Below are 16,498 nucleotides of genomic sequence, written 5' to 3' on the forward strand. Positions count from 1 at the left end.
CTTATGCAACGGCAACGAGCCGTTGCAGCAACGGCGCATCGGCCAGCAGATCTGCACTGGCCGATGCATGCACGATACGCCCGCGATCCAGCACCAGTGCGCGCTGCGTCAGTTGCAGTGCCAGACGCGCATGCTGCTCCACCACGATCACCGCCATGCCGCCTTCATCGACGAGCGCGCGGATGGCGCGGCCCAGTTCCTGCACGATGATCGGCGCAAGGCCTTCCATCGGCTCATCCAGTAACAGCAACGCGGGATTTGTCACAAGCGCACGCGCGATGGCGACCATCTGCTGCTCGCCGCCCGATAGCTGGTTGCCGAGATTGCGCCGCCGCTCTTGAAGACGCGGAAATGTCTTGTAGACACGCGCCACATCCCATGCGCCGGGCCGTGCCACGGCGCTCAGATGCTCTTCTACCGTGAGCGACGGAAACATCCACCGCTCCTGCGGCACCCAGCCGAGCCCTGCCCGCGCACGGCGATGCGGCGACACCTTCGCGATGTCCGCGCCCTGCCAGCGGATACGTCCGCCATGCAGGCGCGTGAAGCCCATCAGCGTACTTAGCAGCGTGGTCTTGCCGACGCCGTTGCGGCCCAGCAGTGCCAGGCTGCCGCCCGCTTCCAACGCGAACGACACATCGTCGAGCACGACGGCATTGCCATAGCCCGCGGTCACGCGCTCGAACGAAAGCAACTCAGACATGCTCGGCCTCCCCGAGGTAAACCTCGCGCACGCGTGGGTCTGCGGCGATCTCTTGCGGCGTGCCTTCCGTCAACACGCGGCCGGCCACCAGCACGCTGATCCGTTCGGCAAAGCGGAAGACGAGGTTCATGTCGTGCTCGATGAAGAGGATGGTGATGTCGCGCGGCAGGCTGGCGATCACCTCGAACAGCTGGCGGCTCTCGCCGCTGGGAATGCCTGCAGCGGGCTCGTCGAGCAGCAGGATGCGCGGGTGCGTTGCCAACGCCAGCGCAATCTCCACCAACCGCTGCTTGCCGTACGGCAACGCGTGCGTGGGCGACAGTGCATCGGCGCCGAGCTGCAGGCGGCCGAGCAACGCCATGGCCTCGTCACGCGCGTCTTTGTGCGATGCAACGGTGCGATGCCAGTGCCATGACGCGCCTGAGCGCTCGAAGATGGCGAGCATCACTGACTCCAACACCGTCAGCCCCGGAAACAGCGTGTTGATCTGAAACGTGCGCGTGATGCCGCGCTTGACGCGCTGGTGTGCCGGCAGGCGCGTGATGTCTTCCTGATCCAGCAGTACCTGGCCCGCAGTGGGCGCGAGCGTGCCGGTCAGCAGATTAATGAAGGTGGTCTTGCCCGCGCCATTTGGACCGATCAGCGCATGACGTGCGCCGGGCGTAAAAGACAGCGAGATATCGGAATTGGCGTGAAAGCCGCCCCAGCGTTTGGACAGACCACGCGTGCTCAATGTGGGCGCGGGATGCATCGTCGGCGCGCTCATGCGGCACCTCCCTTGCGAGCGCGCCAGCCTCGCACTACGGATCGGAGTGCTTCCAGCCCACCAAGAATGCCACCACGCGCAAACAGCACGATCACCATCAGCAGCAGGCCGATCCAGAACTGCCAGTAGACCGGATTGATTCCGGCCAACACATCCTGCGCCACCATGAACACTGCCGCGCCGATCAGCGCGCCGTATAACCGGCCAGCACCGCCCAGCACCAGCATGATCAGCAACTCAGCGGAGCGCGAGAAACCGAGCGAATCGAGCCCAACAAACTGCGTGGTCTGCGCGAGTAACCCGCCTGCCACACCTGCAACCGCTGCGCTCACGGTAAATGCCGCCACCAGCCGCATACGCACATCGGCGCCGATGGCGGGCATACGTTTTGGGCCTTGCTGAATGCCGCGCAGCGACAATCCAAACGGCGAACGTACCAGGCGACGCAGCACCAAGAACATCAGGAACAGCACGACAAGGGTATAGACGTACGCCGTGCGCCCCTCCAGATCGAACGCAAAGGTGCCGAGCAGGTTGCTCATCATCACACCCGACAGACCGTCAACGCCGCCCGTGAGAAACGCCATCTTATTGGCCGCCTCATACAGCATCAGGCCGATGCCAAGCGTGACCATCAACCGCGTCAGATCCTGCCCGCGTACGACGAGAAAGCTCACGCAGAACCCGCCGAGCGCAGCAACGATGGCGCCGGCCGCCAGCCCCGTGAGCGGCTCCCCCCAACCATGCGCCGCGAGCAACCCTGCCGTGTAGGCACCGAGCCCGAAGAAGCCCGCGTGCCCGAGCGAAACGATGCCCGCATAGCCCAGCACCAGGTCGAGCGACAACGCAAACAGCCCAACGATCAGCACCTGGCTGCCGAAGACGAGGTAATCGGGAAAAAGGAAGAAAACCGCAATCGGCAAGCACCAGAACGCGATCTCGAACGGTGACCAGCGCCCTCCGGGCAAGCCATGCGCCTCCATGGGTTCTGAAGGCTGCCCAGACCGCCTCAGTTGCTGCAGCACCGTCATGCACGCCTCCCCAGCAGTCCACCCGGGAAGAGCACGAGCAGCACCACCATCAACCCGTAGATGACAAACGCACCCACGCCGGGCACGTAGTACTTGCCCGCCACGTCAAACACGCCCAGCACGAGCGCGGCCAGCAATGTGCCTTTGATGGAGCCCGCACCGCCGACCGCCACCACGAGCAGGAAGTACACCATGTACTTGATCGGGAACGCCGGATCGAGGCCGAGCACATCAAGGCCCAGGCCGCCGCCCAATCCGGCCAACCCGGAGCCCAGCGCAAACGTGACGGAGAACACCAAACTCACGTTGATGCCCAGCCCAGCCGACGCCTGCTGGTTGTCCACCGACGCGCGCACCTGCGCACCAAAGCGCGTGCGCTCGATCAGCCACGCCAACAGCGCCGTCAGCACAACCACCACACCGATCAGGAACAGCCGATAGCGCCCGATTTCCAGTCCGTCCAATACCCGCAATTGCCCGCGCAGCATCTCCGGCAACTCAACCGGTTGCTGCGACGGCCCCCAAACGTACGTCGCACCCGCCATCGCCATGAAAACGAGTGCGATGGAAAACAGCACCTGATCCAGCGGGCTCGCGCGATAAAGCCGTCGGTACAGCGTGCGCTCGAGCACAAACCCGAGGGCTGCGGTAATAAGGAAGGCAATGGGCAGCGTTGCCAGAAATGGCACGCCGAGGCGGTTCATCAGCACCACACACACGTAGCCGCCTGCCATGGCGAACGCCCCGTGCGCGAGGTTGATGAAATTCATCAGACCCATCGTGACCGACAGGCCGATGCTGATCAGGAACAGCAGGCTGCCGTAGGCCAGCCCGTCGAACAACACACCCAATGCGCTGAGCATGGGTCTCCTCCTTGGGCCGCTAACTCGTCGGTCAGTTTGCCCGGTGTGTTGCGTGGCGTCTCCCCAGAGACGATGGGTGCGACTGATCGGTGCTACTTCTTGGAAGCCGCCTCCGCATCTATCTCGGCAAACACGGTCTGCGCGAGGTGGAAGGCATGGTTGGCTGCCGGCACACCGCAGTAGATGGCGGTCTGCAGCAACGTCTCCTGAATTTCGTCGCGTGTGACGCCATTGTTGGCGGCGGCGCGCAAGTGCAGGCGCAGTTCGCCATCGCGGCCGAGGGCAACCATCATGGCGATCGTCAGCAGGCTGCGCGTGTGGCGCGGCAAGCCAGGGCGCGTCCAGATTTCACCCCAGGCATAGCGGGTGATGAGGTCCTGGAACGGCGCGGTCAGTTCAGTCTGCGCAGCATTGGCACGGTCGACGTGGGCGTCGCCCAACACGGCACGGCGCACCTCCATGCCGGCGGCGTAGCGTTCGCGGTCATCCATGAGCAGCCTCGCGTGCGACACCCGCAACACCTGTCGTCAAGAAACTGACCAGCGCTTCGGTATAGCCGTCGCTGTCTTCCCAGTTGGCGAGATGGCCGGCCGGGAGTTCCACGTACTGCGCGCCCGGCACGTCATCGGCAATGCCCTTGGTCTGCGCGGCAGGCGTGGAGATATCGTGCGTGCCACCAATCACCAGCATCGGCACACGGATGTTTGGCAGTTGCGCGCGCAGGTCCGCATCGCGGATGGCGGCACAGCAGCCGTTGTAGCCAGCGGTGGGCGTGGCAAGAAACACCTCCATGAAGCGCTCGATCTGGGCCGGATTGGCCTCGGGATAGCGCGGCGAAAACCAGCTCAGCAGCTTATCGGTGATGGCCGGCATGCCACCGCGCTCCACCAGCGCGATGCGGTCGTTCCAGCCCTGCTGTGTACCGATGAGCGGTGCGGTGTTTGTCACCACCATGCGCGGGAAGCGCTCGCCGTGATACGCCGCCAGCCACAGGCCCGTCAGGCCGCCCATCGACAGGCCACAGAACAGCGCAACCTCAATGTTGTAGTGATCGAGCAGCGCGAGCACGTCGCCGCCGAGTTGTGCGATGCCAAACGGCGCATCGGGCACGCTAGACTGGCCGTGACCGCGCTGGTCATAGCGCAGCAGGCGAAAATGCTGGCGCAACGCTTCGAGCTGCGGCTGCCACATACCCAGGTTGGTGCCGAGCGAGTTCGAGAGCACCAGCACCGGCTTGCTCGAGGCAGGCCCGTCGTCGAGCTCGTGATACAGGCGGACGTTGTCGTGTTCGAGCCAAGGCATGGTGTCTCCGTGGAATGGTGTGTTCAGGCGTGGCGGCGGGCGTGTTCCGCAAGCACGCGGTCGACAGCAGCGCCCGCATCGCCAAGGTAATGGGTGGGGTCGAGCAGTGCCGTCAACCGTTGCGGTGTGGCGCTGCCCCAGATGCGCAGGACGTCAGCATCCTGGGCCAGTACGTCATGCAGCGTTTTGTTTTCTTGTACGGCTTTGCGGCTGGCGGCTTCAACCACGTGGTGCGCCTGCAAGCGGCCAAGGTCTGCGCCCAGCGCCAGCATGACGGCCTCACCAAGGATCAGGCCGTGCGTAAGGCCAAGGTTGGCATGCATGCGGGCCGCATCCACGTGCAAGCCTTCAATGATTTCGCGCATGCGATCAAGCGCACCGGCTGCAAGGCAGGCCATCTCGCGCAGCGTCGCCCATTGCGCCTGCCAGCCACCGAGCGCACGTTCGTGCTCCTGCGGCAGCGCAGAGAGCAGCGTGCTCGCCAAACCCGGCATGCGCGTGGCCGCGGCCAGCACCGTCGCGCAGCCAACAGGATTGCGCTTGTGCGGCATGGTGGAAGAGCCGCCCTTGCCCGCACCCGAAGGCTCGGCAACTTCACCGATTTCGGTCTGCATCATCAACGAGAGATCGCGCGCGAAGCGGCCCAGCGTGCCAGTCAGCAGCGCGAGCGTAGCGCCGATATCGGCAACCCGATCCTGCTCGCCGTGCCAGGACAGCGTCGGCAACGGCAAATCAAGTTCGTGCGCCAGCGCCTGCGCAACCGCACGCGCATGTTCGCCCAGGCTGGCGAGCGTGCCAGCGGCACCACCAAACTGCAGTGCCGGCACATGCGCACGCAACGCAGCCAAGCGATCCTGCGCACGATGCACCGCCTCCAGCCAGCCAGCAACTTTGCGTCCGAAAGTGGTCGGCAAGGCCTGCTGCAACCACGTTCGGGCCACCATCGGCGTATTCCGATGACGTTGCGCAAGCGCGGCCAGCGCGTCAGCCAGCTTCTGCAAGTCGGCCTCCATCAACTCGGCCGATTGCCTCCACTGCAGCATCAAACCGGTGTCGATGATGTCCTGGCTGGTCGCGCCCCAATGCACGTAGCGCGCGGCATTTTCATCGTGCTGCGCGACAGCAGCAGTCAGTTGCTTGACCAGCGGAATCGCCAGATTGCCCGCGCTGGCAGCCGCGTTGCCGAGCGCGTCCAGGTCCAACGTCACCTTGGCGCAGACCGCACGAATCGGTGCAACGGCTTGCGCCGGAATCACGCCAACCGCGCCCTCGGCCTGCGCAAGTGCGGCCTCCACATCGAGCATCGCGCGCACGGTGGCCGCATCAGACCACACCGCCAGCATGGCTGGCGTGGAAAAGGCACGATCGAGCAGTCCGCTGGTCATGGCCGCGCTTATCGCAACATCAAACGCGTTCGATCACCAGCGCAATGCCCTGGCCCACGCCGATGCACATCGTGCACAGCGCGTAGCGCCCGCCAGTACGTTGCAGTTGGTACATCGCCGTCGTCACCAGGCGCGCGCCGCTCATGCCGAGCGGGTGACCCAGTGCGATTGCACCGCCGTTCGGGTTGACGCGCGGGTCGTCGTCCCGCAGGCCCAACTGGCGCATGACGGCCAAACCTTGCGCGGCAAACGCTTCGTTCAGCTCGATCACGTCCATCTGATCAATCGTCAAACCGAGTTGCTTGAGCAGCTTTTGCGAGGCGGGTGCCGGGCCAATGCCCATCACGCGCGGCGGCACACCGGCGGTGGCCATGCCGACGATGCGCGCACGCGGCGTCAGGCCAAAGCGCTTGGCCGATTCCTCATTGGCGAGCAGCAGCGCGCAGGCGCCATCGTTCACGCCCGACGCATTGCCGGCGGTAACGGTGCCATCCGGACGCACCACGCCCTTGAGCTTGGCGAGCGTTTCCAGGGTGGTTGCGCGCGGATGCTCGTCGCGGCTCACGACGATGGCGTCGCCCTTCTTCTGCGGGATCGTCACCGGGGTGATTTCCTGCGCGAGCGTGCCGTCTTCCTGCGCACGGGCGGCGCTGGCCTGGCTGCGCAGCGCAAAGCGGTCCTGATCTTCGCGGTTGATCTTGTAGTCGGTGGCGACGTTCTCGGCGGTTTCGGGCATCGAGTCAACGCCATACTGGGCCTTCATCAGCGGGTTGACGAAGCGCCAGCCGATGGTGGTGTCGTAGATGGCGGCATCGCGCGAGAAGGCGCTCGCGGCCTTGCCCATCACGAACGGCGCACGGCTCATGCTCTCTACGCCGCCAGCGATCATCAGCGCGGTTTCACCCGAGCGGATGGCGCGCGCAGCGGTGCCGGTTGCGTCCATGCCGGAGCCGCACAGGCGGTTGATGGTCGAGCCCGGCACGCTGTCAGGCAACCCCGCGAGCAGCGACGACATGCGCGCCACGTTGCGGTTGTCTTCACCGGCTTGGTTGGCGCAGCCAAAGATCACGTCGTCGATAGCCGACCAGTCGACCTGCGGGTTGCGCGCCATCAGCGCCTTGAGCGGCACGGCGCCCAGGTCATCCGCACGCACGGCAGACAGGCTGCCACCGTAGCGGCCGATGGGAGTGCGGATGGCGTCGCAGATAAAGGCTTCCGTCATGATGTGTTCTGTCTCCAATAGTCGTTATGTACGACGCAGCGGCGCGGCCGTCAGCGTCTGCAGCGTATCGAAATCCAGGCCGTCGGCCATCTCGCGCACCACCAACCCCTCGGGCGTGATGTCGATCACGGCAAGGTCGGTGTAGATGGTATCGACGCAGCCGATGCCCGTCAGCGGATACGTGCACGACGGCACGATCTTGCTCGCGCCCTGCTTGGTCTGGTGCTCCATCATGACAAAGACGCGTTTGGCGCCAATGGCCAGGTCCATCGCCCCGCCCACCGCGGGAATGGCGTCCGGCGCGCCGGTATGCCAGTTGGCGAGATCGCCCGTGGCCGACACCTGGAAGCCGCCGAGCACGCAATAGTCGAGATGGCCGCCCCGCATCATGGCAAACGAATCGGCGTGATGGAAGAACGACGCGCCGGGCTTGATGGTGACGGGCTGCTTGCCGGCGTTGATGAGGTCTTCGTCTTCTTGGCCGGGCGCAGGTGCGGGGCCCATGCCGAGCAGGCCGTTCTCGGTGTGCAGGATGATTTCTCGATCCGCGGGCAACTGGTTGGCCACCAGTGTCGGCAGGCCAATACCCAGGTTGACGACCGAGCCATCAGGAATATCACGCGCCACACGCGTGGCAATCTGGTCGCGCGTCCAGCGGCGCACGGCAGTAGGATTGACGTCGCTCATGCGGCCTCCTTGGCTTGCGCAGCGTTGCCGAGCTGCACGACGCGCTTGACGAAGATCCCCGGCGTAACGATGTGCTCGGGGTCCAGCTCGCCCAACTCCACCGTCTCGCTGACTTGCGCGATGGTGCACTTGGCCGCCATCGCCATCACCGGGCCGAAGTTGCGCGCCGTCTTGCGGTAGACCAGGTTGCCCCAGCGGTCTGCACGCAGGGCCTTGATGAGTGCGTAGTCGGCCGTCAGCGGCAGTTCAAACACGTACGGCTTGCCGTTGATGATGCGCGTTTCTTTTCCTTCAGCCAATTGCGTGCCGTATGCGGTGGGGCAAAAAAAGCCGCCAATGCCGGCACCCGCTGCGCGGATACGCTCGGCCAGATTGCCTTGCGGCACGAGTTCCAGTTCAAGTTCGCCCGCGCGGTACAGCGCGTCAAACACGTAGGAATCGGCCTGACGCGGAAACGAGCAGATGATCTTGCGCACGCGGCGCGCCTTGAGCAGCGCGGCCAGGCCCGTCTCGCCGTTGCCGGCGTTGTTGTTGATGATGGTCAGCTCGCGCGCGCCGTGGGCGATGAGCCCGTCGATGAGCTCCGAGGGCATGCCGGCGGTACCGAACCCGCCGATCATGATGGTGGCACCGTCCGGGATATCGGCCAACGCGGCCTCGACGGACGGACAAAGCTTGTTGATCACGTGCATTCTCCGGCAAGGGCGCCGCGCATTTTCGATGGCCTGGCGCCGTTCGGAGCATCGCGGCGGCTCGGACATGGCCGAGCCGCAACCGTGCGGCCTGCGAGTCTCCTGTTTGACGATTGGATCGACACAGGCCTTTGCTGTCCGGCCTACGCTATCTCTCCCTCGTTTGTTCGATATACGAACTCAAGTTCGATCCGAGAACTAATTTACGCCTCCCTTGCCGAGGGTGTCAAGGGCGTGCGCATACCGATCAGCTGTTCGAGTAGCGAAACCAGGGCAATGTCAGTAGTCTTGAGGCCACTGCATCGCTTTCGCTTTTTTTTGCATGTCTGCCGCCGAACTCCCTGTTGAAAAACCCAGCGATTCCTACGTCCAGTCCTTTGCTCGGGGGCTGTCCGTCATCCGCGCGTTCAATGCCGAACGCCCCGAGCAGACGCTCTCCGAAGTCGCCGAGACAACTGGCCTGACTCGCGCCGGCGCCCGCCGCATCCTGCTCACACTGGTGAGCCTGGGCTACGTCAGCTTTGAAGGCCGCCTTTTCCGCCTGACGCCCAAGATCCTCGATCTCGGTTTCGCCTACCTCACCTCGATGCCGTTCTGGAACCTCGCCGAGCCCGTGATGGAAGAGCTTGTGCAAACGGTGCATGAAAGTTGCTCAGCCTCCGTATTGGATGGAACGGAGATCGTTTATGTGTTGCGCGTGCCCACGCAGAAAATCATCGCGCTGAACCTGTCGGTCGGCAGCCGCCTGCCGGCGTTCTGTACGTCGATGGGCCGCGTGCTGCTGTCGGGTCTGCCCGAGGCCCAGCTTGACATTGCACTGCGCGAGTCAGACCGGCGCGCGCGCACGCAGCGCACCGTTACAGAAGTCGACGCATTGAAAGAGATCATTACCGGCGTGCGTCAACAGGGTTGGGCGCTGGTCGACCAAGAGCTTGAGGAAGGGTTGATTTCGCTGTCGGCCCCAATCCGCAATCGCGCCGGCGATATCATCGCTGCCATGAATATCAGCGGACAAGCCAACCGGACGTCCGGCAAGCAGATGACGAAGCAGTTTCTCGGTCCGCTGCGACAAGCGGCCGAGCGCATTTCGGCCATGGTGCGGGTACGGACCTGAACTGCAAGCGGCAGCGCGCGGTGCGCTGTGAGCCTCGCATCCAGACTGTTTTTTCAATAAAATCGTGGCTCCGTGGGCAAAAAGGATGTCTGTGACTCAACACACCGCCATTCGAACCGGTCTGGATGTGAGAGGTCGCCAACGCCGGGCGCACGCTTGGCGCATCCTGGCGCTTGCCCTGCCGTTGCTGTCCAGCCCGGTGTGGGCACAATCGACGCCGCTGGCTACGGCCATGCAAGAACTGACGCCGCTGGCCCGCATGCTGGTAGGCGCCGCCACCGGCCGCAGCACGGCAGCCGCAGGCGTGCCGGCCCTGACTGGTCCCGCCCGCAATGCGGACCGCGCCCTCACCCAGGCCTGCGCCGAAATCAACCGCTTCACCCCCGTTCCGCTCGACCGCGAGACCGCGCTGGCGCAATGCTCGCTGGTGCAGAAGAAGAACCTCGTCTTCGTCATCACGCTGACCAATTACGCGGCGCACTCGGCTGCATCGCAGGGCTTTCGGCTGAATTTCGTGCCGATCCTGCAGAAGAACATCTGCAACAACGGCGATGTGCGCATCCTTACGCGCCTGGGCCTGAGTCTGGTCTACCGCTATCGCGGCAACGATCACGAGACAGTGGGGGACGTGCCCATCAATGAATCGATCTGCGGCACGCTGTAAGCCCGTAGGCCCGTAGGCCCGTAGGCCCGTAGGCCCGTAGGCCCGTAAGCCCGCGCTGGGCCCCGGGAATCCCCTGATGGAGTGCAGTCGGCTGCCATGTCATTAATGGCAGACAACGTCTCATTTCACCCAACGTCTGCCGGGCCCCTGCCTTGCTGCACCAGCCTCAACGGCCGGCAGGCGCGCAACCCCGGCAACCCGACATCCCGCCTGTGCACTGCACCCCGCTCTGCTCGCCAACCTGCCTCTGCGCCGCTTCGGCATGGACTATAGTGGGGCGTTCTATGCGGGCGTGGCCCAACGGCTCGCTCGCCGTAATATGGTTATCCGAAATCCGTGCGTCCAAACCGCGCATACACCGGTATGCTCGCGGGCGGTCCTGATTTGTCCTGATCCGCATGCTGTCCACTACCCAAGTCGCCAAGGAGGAATCCCGATGAAAATAAGCCGACGTCTGACGCAATTTGCTGGTGCCACCATCCTGGCCGCGGCAACCCTGATCGCCACCACTGCGCATGCCGACCAGGTTTCCGACATCAAGAAGAAAGGCGAACTCGTCTGCGGCGTGCTCGGCACCGACGAGCCGTTCAGCTTCCTGAAGGACCCGATGAGCCGCGAGATCGTCGGCTACGACGTCGATATGTGCGACGCGGTGGCTAAGAGCCTGGGCGTCAAGCCGGTCCTCAAGCAACTGGCCGTGGCCGCGCGCCTGCCCGAACTGCAGCAAGGCCGCGTCGACCTGCTGGCCGCCTCGCTCACGCACAACAAGGAACGCGAGGCGCAGATCGACTTCTCGGTGTCGACCTTCATCACCGGCCAGAAGGCCATGGTGAAGAAGAGCAGCGGCATCACGTCACTCGCCCAGCTTGATGGCAAGAAGCTGCTGACGGTGAAGGGCTCGACCATGGAAGCCAACATCGCCAAGGCCATTAAGAACGCCGATGTCGTCTCGTTCGACAACAGCCCGCAAGCGCTGCTGGCCCTGCAGCAAGGCAAGGGCGCCGCCTACGTGAACGACGAGACCACGCTGATCGGCAACATGGCCAAGATGGGCCCGGCGGCAAAGGACTATGCGCTGCTGCCGCAGAATCTGTCGACCGAGCACCTCGCGCTGGGCATCCGCAAGGGTGAGCCGGCCTTCAAGAAACAGGTCGACGACGTGCTGCTGGGCATGGAAAAGAGCGGCGAAGCGCAGAAGCTGTTCGACAAGTGGTTCGGCCCGACCACGAAGATGGCCTTCCCGCAGCGCACGTTCAAGATTTCTACCGACAAGATCGATTAATTCCTAGCAAGTCGGGCCGCCCGGCCACGGCGTTGACCTTCGGCCGGGCGGTGAATCTCCATGCCCCAATTTGATTTGTCGATGCTGCTCTCTGGGCAGTATCACCAGTGGCTCGTCAGCGGTTTCTTCCTGTCGATCAAGCTCTCGGTGCTGGCGTTCGTGCTGGCACTGCCGCTGGCCATCGTCGTCGCGCTGCTTCGGCTGGCGCCGGCCGCGCCGCTGCGCGGCATCGGCCAGACCTTTGTCGAGGCCATCCGCAACGTGCCGCTGCTCGCCCACATGCTGTTCTGGTACTTCGGCGCGCCGCAGATGCTGCCGGAAGTCATCCGGGACTGGCTCTACAGCATGAACTACGAGGCCGCGAGCGCCGTCATCGCACTCGTGCTATATACCACTGCCTACATGGCGGAAGACATCCGCAGCGGCATCCGCTCGATCCCGAAAGAGCAGATTGAGGCCAGCCGCGCGCTGGGGCTCTCCTTTTTGCAGGCGATGCGGCTGGTGATCCTGCCACAATCGCTGCGCGTGACGGTTCCGCCGCTGGTCAATCAAACGTTGAACCTCTGGAAGAACTCGAGCATCGCGATGGTCATCGGCGTGGCCGAGTTGATGTACCAGGCGCAGCAGGTGGAGTCCGCGACCTTCCGCGGCTTTGAGGCCTTTGCGTTTGCCACCGCAGCCTATCTGAGCATTTCGATTGCGATCACGGTGTTCTCGGCCTGGTATCAGCATCGCTACCCCGTGCGGACACTGTAGCCATGCTCGATCTCATTCAAACCTATGGCGTCTATTACCTGATCGGGCAGTATCCGAATGGGCCGCTGGGCGGCTTGGCGCTGACCTTCCTGCTGGCATCGGCCGGCCTGGTGCTTGCGCTGCCGGTGGGCATCGTGCTCGGCCTGTGCCGCGTGAGCCCGATTGCGGCGCTGCGCTGGCCGGCCACCGCACTCGTCTACGTGGTTCGTGGCACGCCGCTGCTGATGGTGATCTTCTGGGCGTACTTCCTGCTGCCATCTGTCACCGGCCATCGCACCGATCAGTTCAGCACCATGCTGACGGCGCTCGTCATCTTTGACGGTGCATATCTGGCAGAGATCGTGCGTGCCGGCATCCAGGCGCTGCCGCGCGGGCAGATGGAGTCCGCCCGCTCGCTCGGCCTGTCATACATGCAGGCGATGCGCCGGGTGATTCTGCCGCAGGCGCTGCGCAACATGCTGCCGTCGTTGGTCAACCAGCTTGTGTCGACCATCAAGGAGACCTCGCTGGGCTACATCATCAGCCTGCCCGAGGTGTCGTTCGTGGCCGGGCAGATCAGCACGGCCGTGATGGTCAAATCGGCCGAGGTGTATGGCCTGCTGGGCATCAGTTATTTCGTCATGTGCTTTGGCCTGACTCGCGTGGCGTTTTTCCTTGAGCGCAGGCTGGCAGCACGAGCCCCATCCAAACCATGAACATGATCACGATCGAGCACGTCGACAAGTGGTACGGCGATTACCACGCCCTGGTCGACGTCAACGAAACCGTCGCCAAGGGCGAAGTGGTGGTGGTGTGCGGGCCATCGGGCTCGGGCAAGTCGACGCTTATCCGCACGCTCAACCGGCTGGAGGCCATCCAGAAAGGCCGCATCACCGTCAACGGGCACGATGTGCATGCGCGCGGCGTGGACGTCAACGTGCTGCGCAGCGGCATCGGTTTCGTGTTCCAGCAGTTCAACCTGTTTCCGCACCTGACGGTGATGCAGAACTGCGTCCTCGCGCCGGTGCAGCTCAAGCGCATGCAGGCGCAGGAAGCCAAAGACTTTGCGATGAGCCTGCTCGAACGCGTGGGCCTGCCGCACAAGGCCAATACCTATCCGAGTGAACTGTCGGGCGGCCAGCAACAGCGCGTGGCGATTGCCCGCGCGCTGGCGATGAAGCCGCCAGTCATGCTGTTTGACGAACCCACCTCCGCGCTTGACCCCGAGATGGTGAATGAAGTCCTGCAGGTGATGAAGAACCTCGCGCGCGACGGCATGACCATGGTCTGCGTAACGCATGAAATGGGCTTCGCGCGCGAAGTGGCCGACCGCGTGCTTTTCATGGACCAGGGCCAGGTGCTGGAGCGCGCCACGCCGGAAGACTTCTTCCTGCATCCGCAGCATCCGCGTGCCCAGCGCTTTCTGGCCGATATCCGCTCGCCGTGGAGCGTGCCGGCCTGATCGCAGGTATCGCGCAATAAAAAAACGGGGGACACGATGTCCCCCGTTCTCTTTGATGCGCCATGACGCGGCTTACTGGATAGCCTTGTCGTTCGGGTGCGCGTACAAGTCCTTCATGCCTGCCGTCATCGGGTAGTTCAGGTTCAGGTTCTTCGGCGGGATCGGCTGCATGAACCACTTCTCATACAGTTTGTTGGCGCGGCCCGACTTCATCAGGTCAGCAATCACATCGTCGGCCACCTTTTTGAACGCCGGATCATCCTTGCGCATCATGCACGCGTAGGTTTCGGTCTGCAGCGGCGTGCCGGTCACGACCCAGTCGGCCTGATTCTTGGCCTTGGTGCGCTCGCCGTACAACAGCGGCTCGTCCATCACGAACGCCACGGCGCGGCCCGATTCCAGCGTCAGGAATGCCTGGCCATGGTCCTTGGCGAGGATCAGGTTCATCTTGTCGGCGTCCTTGGCCTCACCGTTCATCTTTTGCAGGATGCGGTCTTCGGTCGTGCCAGCGGTGGTCACCACAGTCTTGCCCTTCAGGTCCGAGAAATCCTTGATGCCCGACTTCTTGTTCACCAGCATCAGCATGCCGTAGATGAAGATGTTGTTTGAGAACGCGACCTGCTTCTGGCGCTCGAGGTTGTTGGTGGTCGAGCCGCACTCGAAATCGATCGTGCCGTTCTGCAGCAGCGAGATGCGGTTCTGCGATGTGATCGGCGTGAGCTTGACCTGCAGCTTCGGCACGCCCAGCTTCTTTTCCACGCCGGCAACGATCATGTTGGAGATTTCTTGCGAATAGCCGGTAATGGTGTTCGCGTCGGCCTGGTACGAAAACGGAATCGACGATTCACGATAGCCCACCGAGATCACGCCCGATTGCTTGATCTTGGCCAGCGTGTCGTTCGACTGCGCCTGTGCACTGGTTGACAGCATAGCCAGCGTCAGCGCACCAGCAGCGGCCAACGTCAGGCCGCCCAGAATACGTTTGGTCGAATGCAAGGTCTTCATGCTTCCCCTCCTATGGGTGTGTTCGCTCCAGACTACTTTGATTACCGGTGGGCGCTGGCCAGATATACGTCATCGGGCCTGCACGCTCGGTCTTTTGACGCTCATTCTTGTGTCACGCGGCCAGCGCATACGGCACGGCGGAAATCGCGGGCTTGCGCCCGGCAATCAGATCGGTCAACAAGCCTGCACTGCCAAGCGCCAGCGTAAAGCCCAGTGCGCCGTGGCCGACGTTCAACCACAACCCGTCCACCGGCGACGCGCCCACCACCGGCACGCCCGTGGGCGTTGCAGGCCGCATGCCTGCCCACGGTGCCGCATCCGCGCCCGCGTCGCTGGCGCGCATGGCGCCCGGAAACAGCGCGCGGGTTTCGTCATACAGCGTCTGCACGCGGCGCGTGTCGAGCGCCGTTGACCAGCCCACCAGATCGGCCATGCCCGCCACACGCAGCGCTTGTCCGATGCGCGCATAGACAATCTTGCGCGCCGCATCCGTCACGCTGATCACCGGGGCAACATCGCCCTCGCCCAACGGCAGGCTGATGCTGTAACCCTTGAGCGGATACAGGCCGGGGTCGATGCGCAATGGGCTGAGCAGCTTGGCGCTCGTCACGCCTGCTGCCATCACCACCCCATCGGCAGCAATCTGTTCGCCATCGGCAAGTTTGAGACCTCGCACGCGACGGCCTTCGACCCACAGCGCGCCCACGCCGGTATTGAAGCGCAGCGTCACGTTCGGCATCTCGCGCAGGCAGTTGAACAAGCCGACGCAGAGCTGATGGCAATCGGCCACGTCTTCATCAGGCGTGTAGATGGCACCGACGATCTCGCCACGCACACCGGCAAGCGCGGGTTCGTGGGCGATGGCCTCGTCGGGCGACAAGGCATGCTGCTCGCAACCGAGCGTGGCCTGATAGCCGACCTGTGCGCGGGCAGACTCGAATGCACCGGCGTCGCGGTGTACGACCAGCTTGCCGCGCCGGGCAAAGCTGAAGGCCAGGTCCGGCGACGCCTCGCGCAGCGCCTCCATGCGGGTGCGGCTGTAGAACGACAGGGCGAGCAGTTCACGCGTGGTGCGATCAGCGCGGTCCCGATTGCAGGCCGCGATAAAGCGCAGCCCCCAGCGCAGCAACGCCGGATCCAGCGAAGGCTTCAGGCGCAGCGGTGAATCGCGGCGCAACAACCAGCCCGGCACATGCGAGAGCACACCGGGGCCGGCCAGCGGCGCCACATAGCTGTAGCTCAACTGCCCGCCGTTGGCGTAGCTGGTGCCCTCACCCGGGCCAGGATGACGCTCGACCAAGGTGACCTGATGGCCGTCCTGAGCCAGCGCGTACGCCGTGCTGATACCGATGATGCCGGCGCCGACTACTGCAATTTGCATGAAGAAGGTAAGACTTGAAGCTTCGTTGTCGGCAGCTTACGGAGAAGCCGCGCAGTTGCACAAATGCGGAGTTGTTGGGGGAAATGTTGTGGGGCTATGGATTTTTGTGCTGGTAGGAAACCGCCTCCCCATGCCCGAAGGCCTTCTAGTCGCACCCTACGCTCCGGGGCTGCCCAGCGTGTCCATCGCGTAGATGCGACCGGA

The 16,498-nt window shown here is 63.9% G+C and carries 18 protein-coding genes; 6 read left to right on the forward strand and 12 right to left on the reverse strand.

Annotation, left to right across the window (positions count from 1 at the left end; all coding sequences use genetic code 11):
• Window position 1: 1 nt before the first annotated feature.
• From PSUB009319_RS05635 to PSUB009319_RS05680, 10 genes are all read right to left on the reverse strand, one after another.
• Window positions 2-703, reverse strand: coding sequence for an ABC transporter ATP-binding protein (locus PSUB009319_RS05635; protein WP_124381259.1), 702 nt, complete (start codon window positions 701-703; stop codon window positions 2-4).
• Complete coding sequence (locus PSUB009319_RS05640) at window positions 696-1,469, reverse strand: ABC transporter ATP-binding protein (RefSeq protein WP_124381260.1); 774 nt, start codon at window positions 1,467-1,469, stop codon at window positions 696-698. Before PSUB009319_RS05640 ends, PSUB009319_RS05635 begins: the two co-directional genes overlap by 8 nt.
• Window positions 1,466-2,500, reverse strand: a complete 1,035-nt coding sequence (locus PSUB009319_RS05645) for a branched-chain amino acid ABC transporter permease (RefSeq protein ID WP_124381261.1) — start codon at window positions 2,498-2,500, stop codon at window positions 1,466-1,468. Before PSUB009319_RS05645 ends, PSUB009319_RS05640 begins: the two co-directional genes overlap by 4 nt.
• Window positions 2,497-3,363 (reverse strand): branched-chain amino acid ABC transporter permease, encoded by an 867-nt coding sequence (locus PSUB009319_RS05650; RefSeq protein ID WP_124381262.1) that lies wholly within the window; start codon window positions 3,361-3,363, stop codon window positions 2,497-2,499. The genes PSUB009319_RS05645 and PSUB009319_RS05650 overlap by 4 nt, the downstream gene beginning before the upstream one ends.
• A gap of 92 nt (window positions 3,364-3,455) precedes the next feature.
• Window positions 3,456-3,854: a 4-carboxymuconolactone decarboxylase gene (gene pcaC / locus PSUB009319_RS05655; RefSeq protein ID WP_124381263.1), complete on the reverse strand. Its 399-nt coding sequence runs from the start codon at window positions 3,852-3,854 to the stop codon at window positions 3,456-3,458.
• Window positions 3,847-4,665 carry a 3-oxoadipate enol-lactonase gene (pcaD, locus tag PSUB009319_RS05660; RefSeq protein ID WP_124381264.1) on the reverse strand — a complete coding sequence of 273 codons (819 nt, stop codon included), beginning with the start codon at window positions 4,663-4,665 and terminating at the stop codon, window positions 3,847-3,849. Before pcaD ends, pcaC begins: the two co-directional genes overlap by 8 nt.
• Window positions 4,666-4,688: 23 nt before the next feature.
• Window positions 4,689-6,050 (reverse strand): 3-carboxy-cis,cis-muconate cycloisomerase, encoded by a 1,362-nt coding sequence (locus tag PSUB009319_RS05665; RefSeq protein ID WP_124381265.1) that lies wholly within the window; start codon window positions 6,048-6,050, stop codon window positions 4,689-4,691.
• 19 nt (window positions 6,051-6,069) lie between these two features.
• Window positions 6,070-7,272 (reverse strand): 3-oxoadipyl-CoA thiolase, encoded by a 1,203-nt coding sequence (gene pcaF / locus PSUB009319_RS05670; RefSeq protein ID WP_124381266.1) that lies wholly within the window; start codon window positions 7,270-7,272, stop codon window positions 6,070-6,072.
• A gap of 24 nt (window positions 7,273-7,296) precedes the next feature.
• Window positions 7,297-7,959, reverse strand: a complete 663-nt coding sequence (locus PSUB009319_RS05675) for a CoA transferase subunit B (RefSeq protein ID WP_124381267.1) — start codon at window positions 7,957-7,959, stop codon at window positions 7,297-7,299.
• The gene (locus PSUB009319_RS05680) at window positions 7,956-8,645 is read right to left on the reverse strand and encodes a 3-oxoacid CoA-transferase subunit A (protein ID WP_124381268.1); all 690 of its coding nucleotides are present in this window, start codon (window positions 8,643-8,645) and stop codon (window positions 7,956-7,958) included. Before PSUB009319_RS05680 ends, PSUB009319_RS05675 begins: the two co-directional genes overlap by 4 nt.
• A gap of 328 nt (window positions 8,646-8,973) precedes the next feature.
• On the opposite strand from PSUB009319_RS05680, the gene PSUB009319_RS05685 reads away from it, so the two are divergent.
• The 6 genes from PSUB009319_RS05685 to PSUB009319_RS05710 all read left to right on the forward strand — a co-directional run bounded on the left by PSUB009319_RS05685 (window position 8,974) and on the right by PSUB009319_RS05710 (window position 13,908).
• Complete coding sequence (locus PSUB009319_RS05685) at window positions 8,974-9,765, forward strand: IclR family transcriptional regulator (RefSeq protein ID WP_124381269.1); 792 nt, start codon at window positions 8,974-8,976, stop codon at window positions 9,763-9,765.
• Window positions 9,766-9,850: 85 nt separating this feature from the next.
• On the forward strand, window positions 9,851-10,429 hold the full coding sequence (locus PSUB009319_RS05690) for a hypothetical protein (protein ID WP_124381270.1): 579 nt from the start codon (window positions 9,851-9,853) through the stop codon (window positions 10,427-10,429).
• A gap of 436 nt (window positions 10,430-10,865) precedes the next feature.
• On the forward strand, window positions 10,866-11,711 hold the full coding sequence (locus tag PSUB009319_RS05695) for an ABC transporter substrate-binding protein (protein WP_124381271.1): 846 nt from the start codon (window positions 10,866-10,868) through the stop codon (window positions 11,709-11,711).
• A gap of 60 nt (window positions 11,712-11,771) precedes the next feature.
• Window positions 11,772-12,467, forward strand: coding sequence for an amino acid ABC transporter permease (locus PSUB009319_RS05700; protein ID WP_124381272.1), 696 nt, complete (start codon window positions 11,772-11,774; stop codon window positions 12,465-12,467).
• Window positions 12,468-12,469: 2 nt separating this feature from the next.
• A complete protein-coding gene (locus tag PSUB009319_RS05705) occupies window positions 12,470-13,162 on the forward strand; it encodes an amino acid ABC transporter permease (RefSeq protein ID WP_124381273.1) in 693 nt (230 codons plus the stop codon).
• Entirely contained in the window at window positions 13,159-13,908 is a 750-nt protein-coding gene (locus PSUB009319_RS05710) for an amino acid ABC transporter ATP-binding protein (protein WP_124381274.1), read from the forward strand. Before PSUB009319_RS05705 ends, PSUB009319_RS05710 begins: the two co-directional genes overlap by 4 nt.
• A gap of 72 nt (window positions 13,909-13,980) precedes the next feature.
• Here the strand turns inward: PSUB009319_RS05710 and PSUB009319_RS05715 are convergent, their stop codons facing one another.
• A complete protein-coding gene (locus tag PSUB009319_RS05715; RefSeq protein WP_124381275.1) occupies window positions 13,981-14,913 on the reverse strand; it encodes a glutamate/aspartate ABC transporter substrate-binding protein in 933 nt (310 codons plus the stop codon).
• 112 nt (window positions 14,914-15,025) lie between these two features.
• Complete coding sequence (locus PSUB009319_RS05720; RefSeq protein ID WP_124381276.1) at window positions 15,026-16,294, reverse strand: D-amino acid dehydrogenase; 1,269 nt, start codon at window positions 16,292-16,294, stop codon at window positions 15,026-15,028.
• Window positions 16,295-16,498: the final 204 nt, after the last annotated feature.

This window comes from Ralstonia sp. SET104, from assembly GCF_003851545.1.
Classification (GTDB): domain Bacteria; phylum Pseudomonadota; class Gammaproteobacteria; order Burkholderiales; family Burkholderiaceae; genus Ralstonia.

Bases quoted from the DNA above. Each gene is read 5' to 3' on its own strand.
- pcaC (WP_124381263.1), bottom strand. From the start codon at position 3,854: ATGGATGACCGCGAACGCTACGCCGCCGGCATGGAGGTGCGCCGTGCC.
- PSUB009319_RS05650 (WP_124381262.1), bottom strand. From the start codon at position 3,363: ATGCTCAGCGCATTGGGTGTGTTGTTCGACGGGCTGGCCTACGGCAGC.
- PSUB009319_RS05635 (WP_124381259.1), bottom strand. From the start codon at position 703: ATGTCTGAGTTGCTTTCGTTCGAGCGCGTGACCGCGGGCTATGGCAAT.
- PSUB009319_RS05665 (WP_124381265.1), bottom strand. From the start codon at position 6,050: ATGACCAGCGGACTGCTCGATCGTGCCTTTTCCACGCCAGCCATGCTG.
- pcaF (WP_124381266.1), bottom strand. From the start codon at position 7,272: ATGACGGAAGCCTTTATCTGCGACGCCATCCGCACTCCCATCGGCCGC.
- PSUB009319_RS05700 (WP_124381272.1), top strand. From the start codon at position 11,772: ATGCCCCAATTTGATTTGTCGATGCTGCTCTCTGGGCAGTATCACCAG.
- PSUB009319_RS05675 (WP_124381267.1), bottom strand. From the start codon at position 7,959: ATGAGCGACGTCAATCCTACTGCCGTGCGCCGCTGGACGCGCGACCAG.
- PSUB009319_RS05695 (WP_124381271.1), top strand. From the start codon at position 10,866: ATGAAAATAAGCCGACGTCTGACGCAATTTGCTGGTGCCACCATCCTG.
- PSUB009319_RS05690 (WP_124381270.1), top strand. From the start codon at position 9,851: ATGTCTGTGACTCAACACACCGCCATTCGAACCGGTCTGGATGTGAGA.
- PSUB009319_RS05710 (WP_124381274.1), top strand. From the start codon at position 13,159: ATGAACATGATCACGATCGAGCACGTCGACAAGTGGTACGGCGATTAC.
- PSUB009319_RS05685 (WP_124381269.1), top strand. From the start codon at position 8,974: ATGTCTGCCGCCGAACTCCCTGTTGAAAAACCCAGCGATTCCTACGTC.
- pcaD (WP_124381264.1), bottom strand. From the start codon at position 4,665: ATGCCTTGGCTCGAACACGACAACGTCCGCCTGTATCACGAGCTCGAC.
- PSUB009319_RS05645 (WP_124381261.1), bottom strand. From the start codon at position 2,500: ATGACGGTGCTGCAGCAACTGAGGCGGTCTGGGCAGCCTTCAGAACCC.
- PSUB009319_RS05715 (WP_124381275.1), bottom strand. From the start codon at position 14,913: ATGAAGACCTTGCATTCGACCAAACGTATTCTGGGCGGCCTGACGTTG.
- PSUB009319_RS05720 (WP_124381276.1), bottom strand. From the start codon at position 16,294: ATGCAAATTGCAGTAGTCGGCGCCGGCATCATCGGTATCAGCACGGCG.
- PSUB009319_RS05640 (WP_124381260.1), bottom strand. From the start codon at position 1,469: ATGAGCGCGCCGACGATGCATCCCGCGCCCACATTGAGCACGCGTGGT.
- PSUB009319_RS05705 (WP_124381273.1), top strand. From the start codon at position 12,470: ATGCTCGATCTCATTCAAACCTATGGCGTCTATTACCTGATCGGGCAG.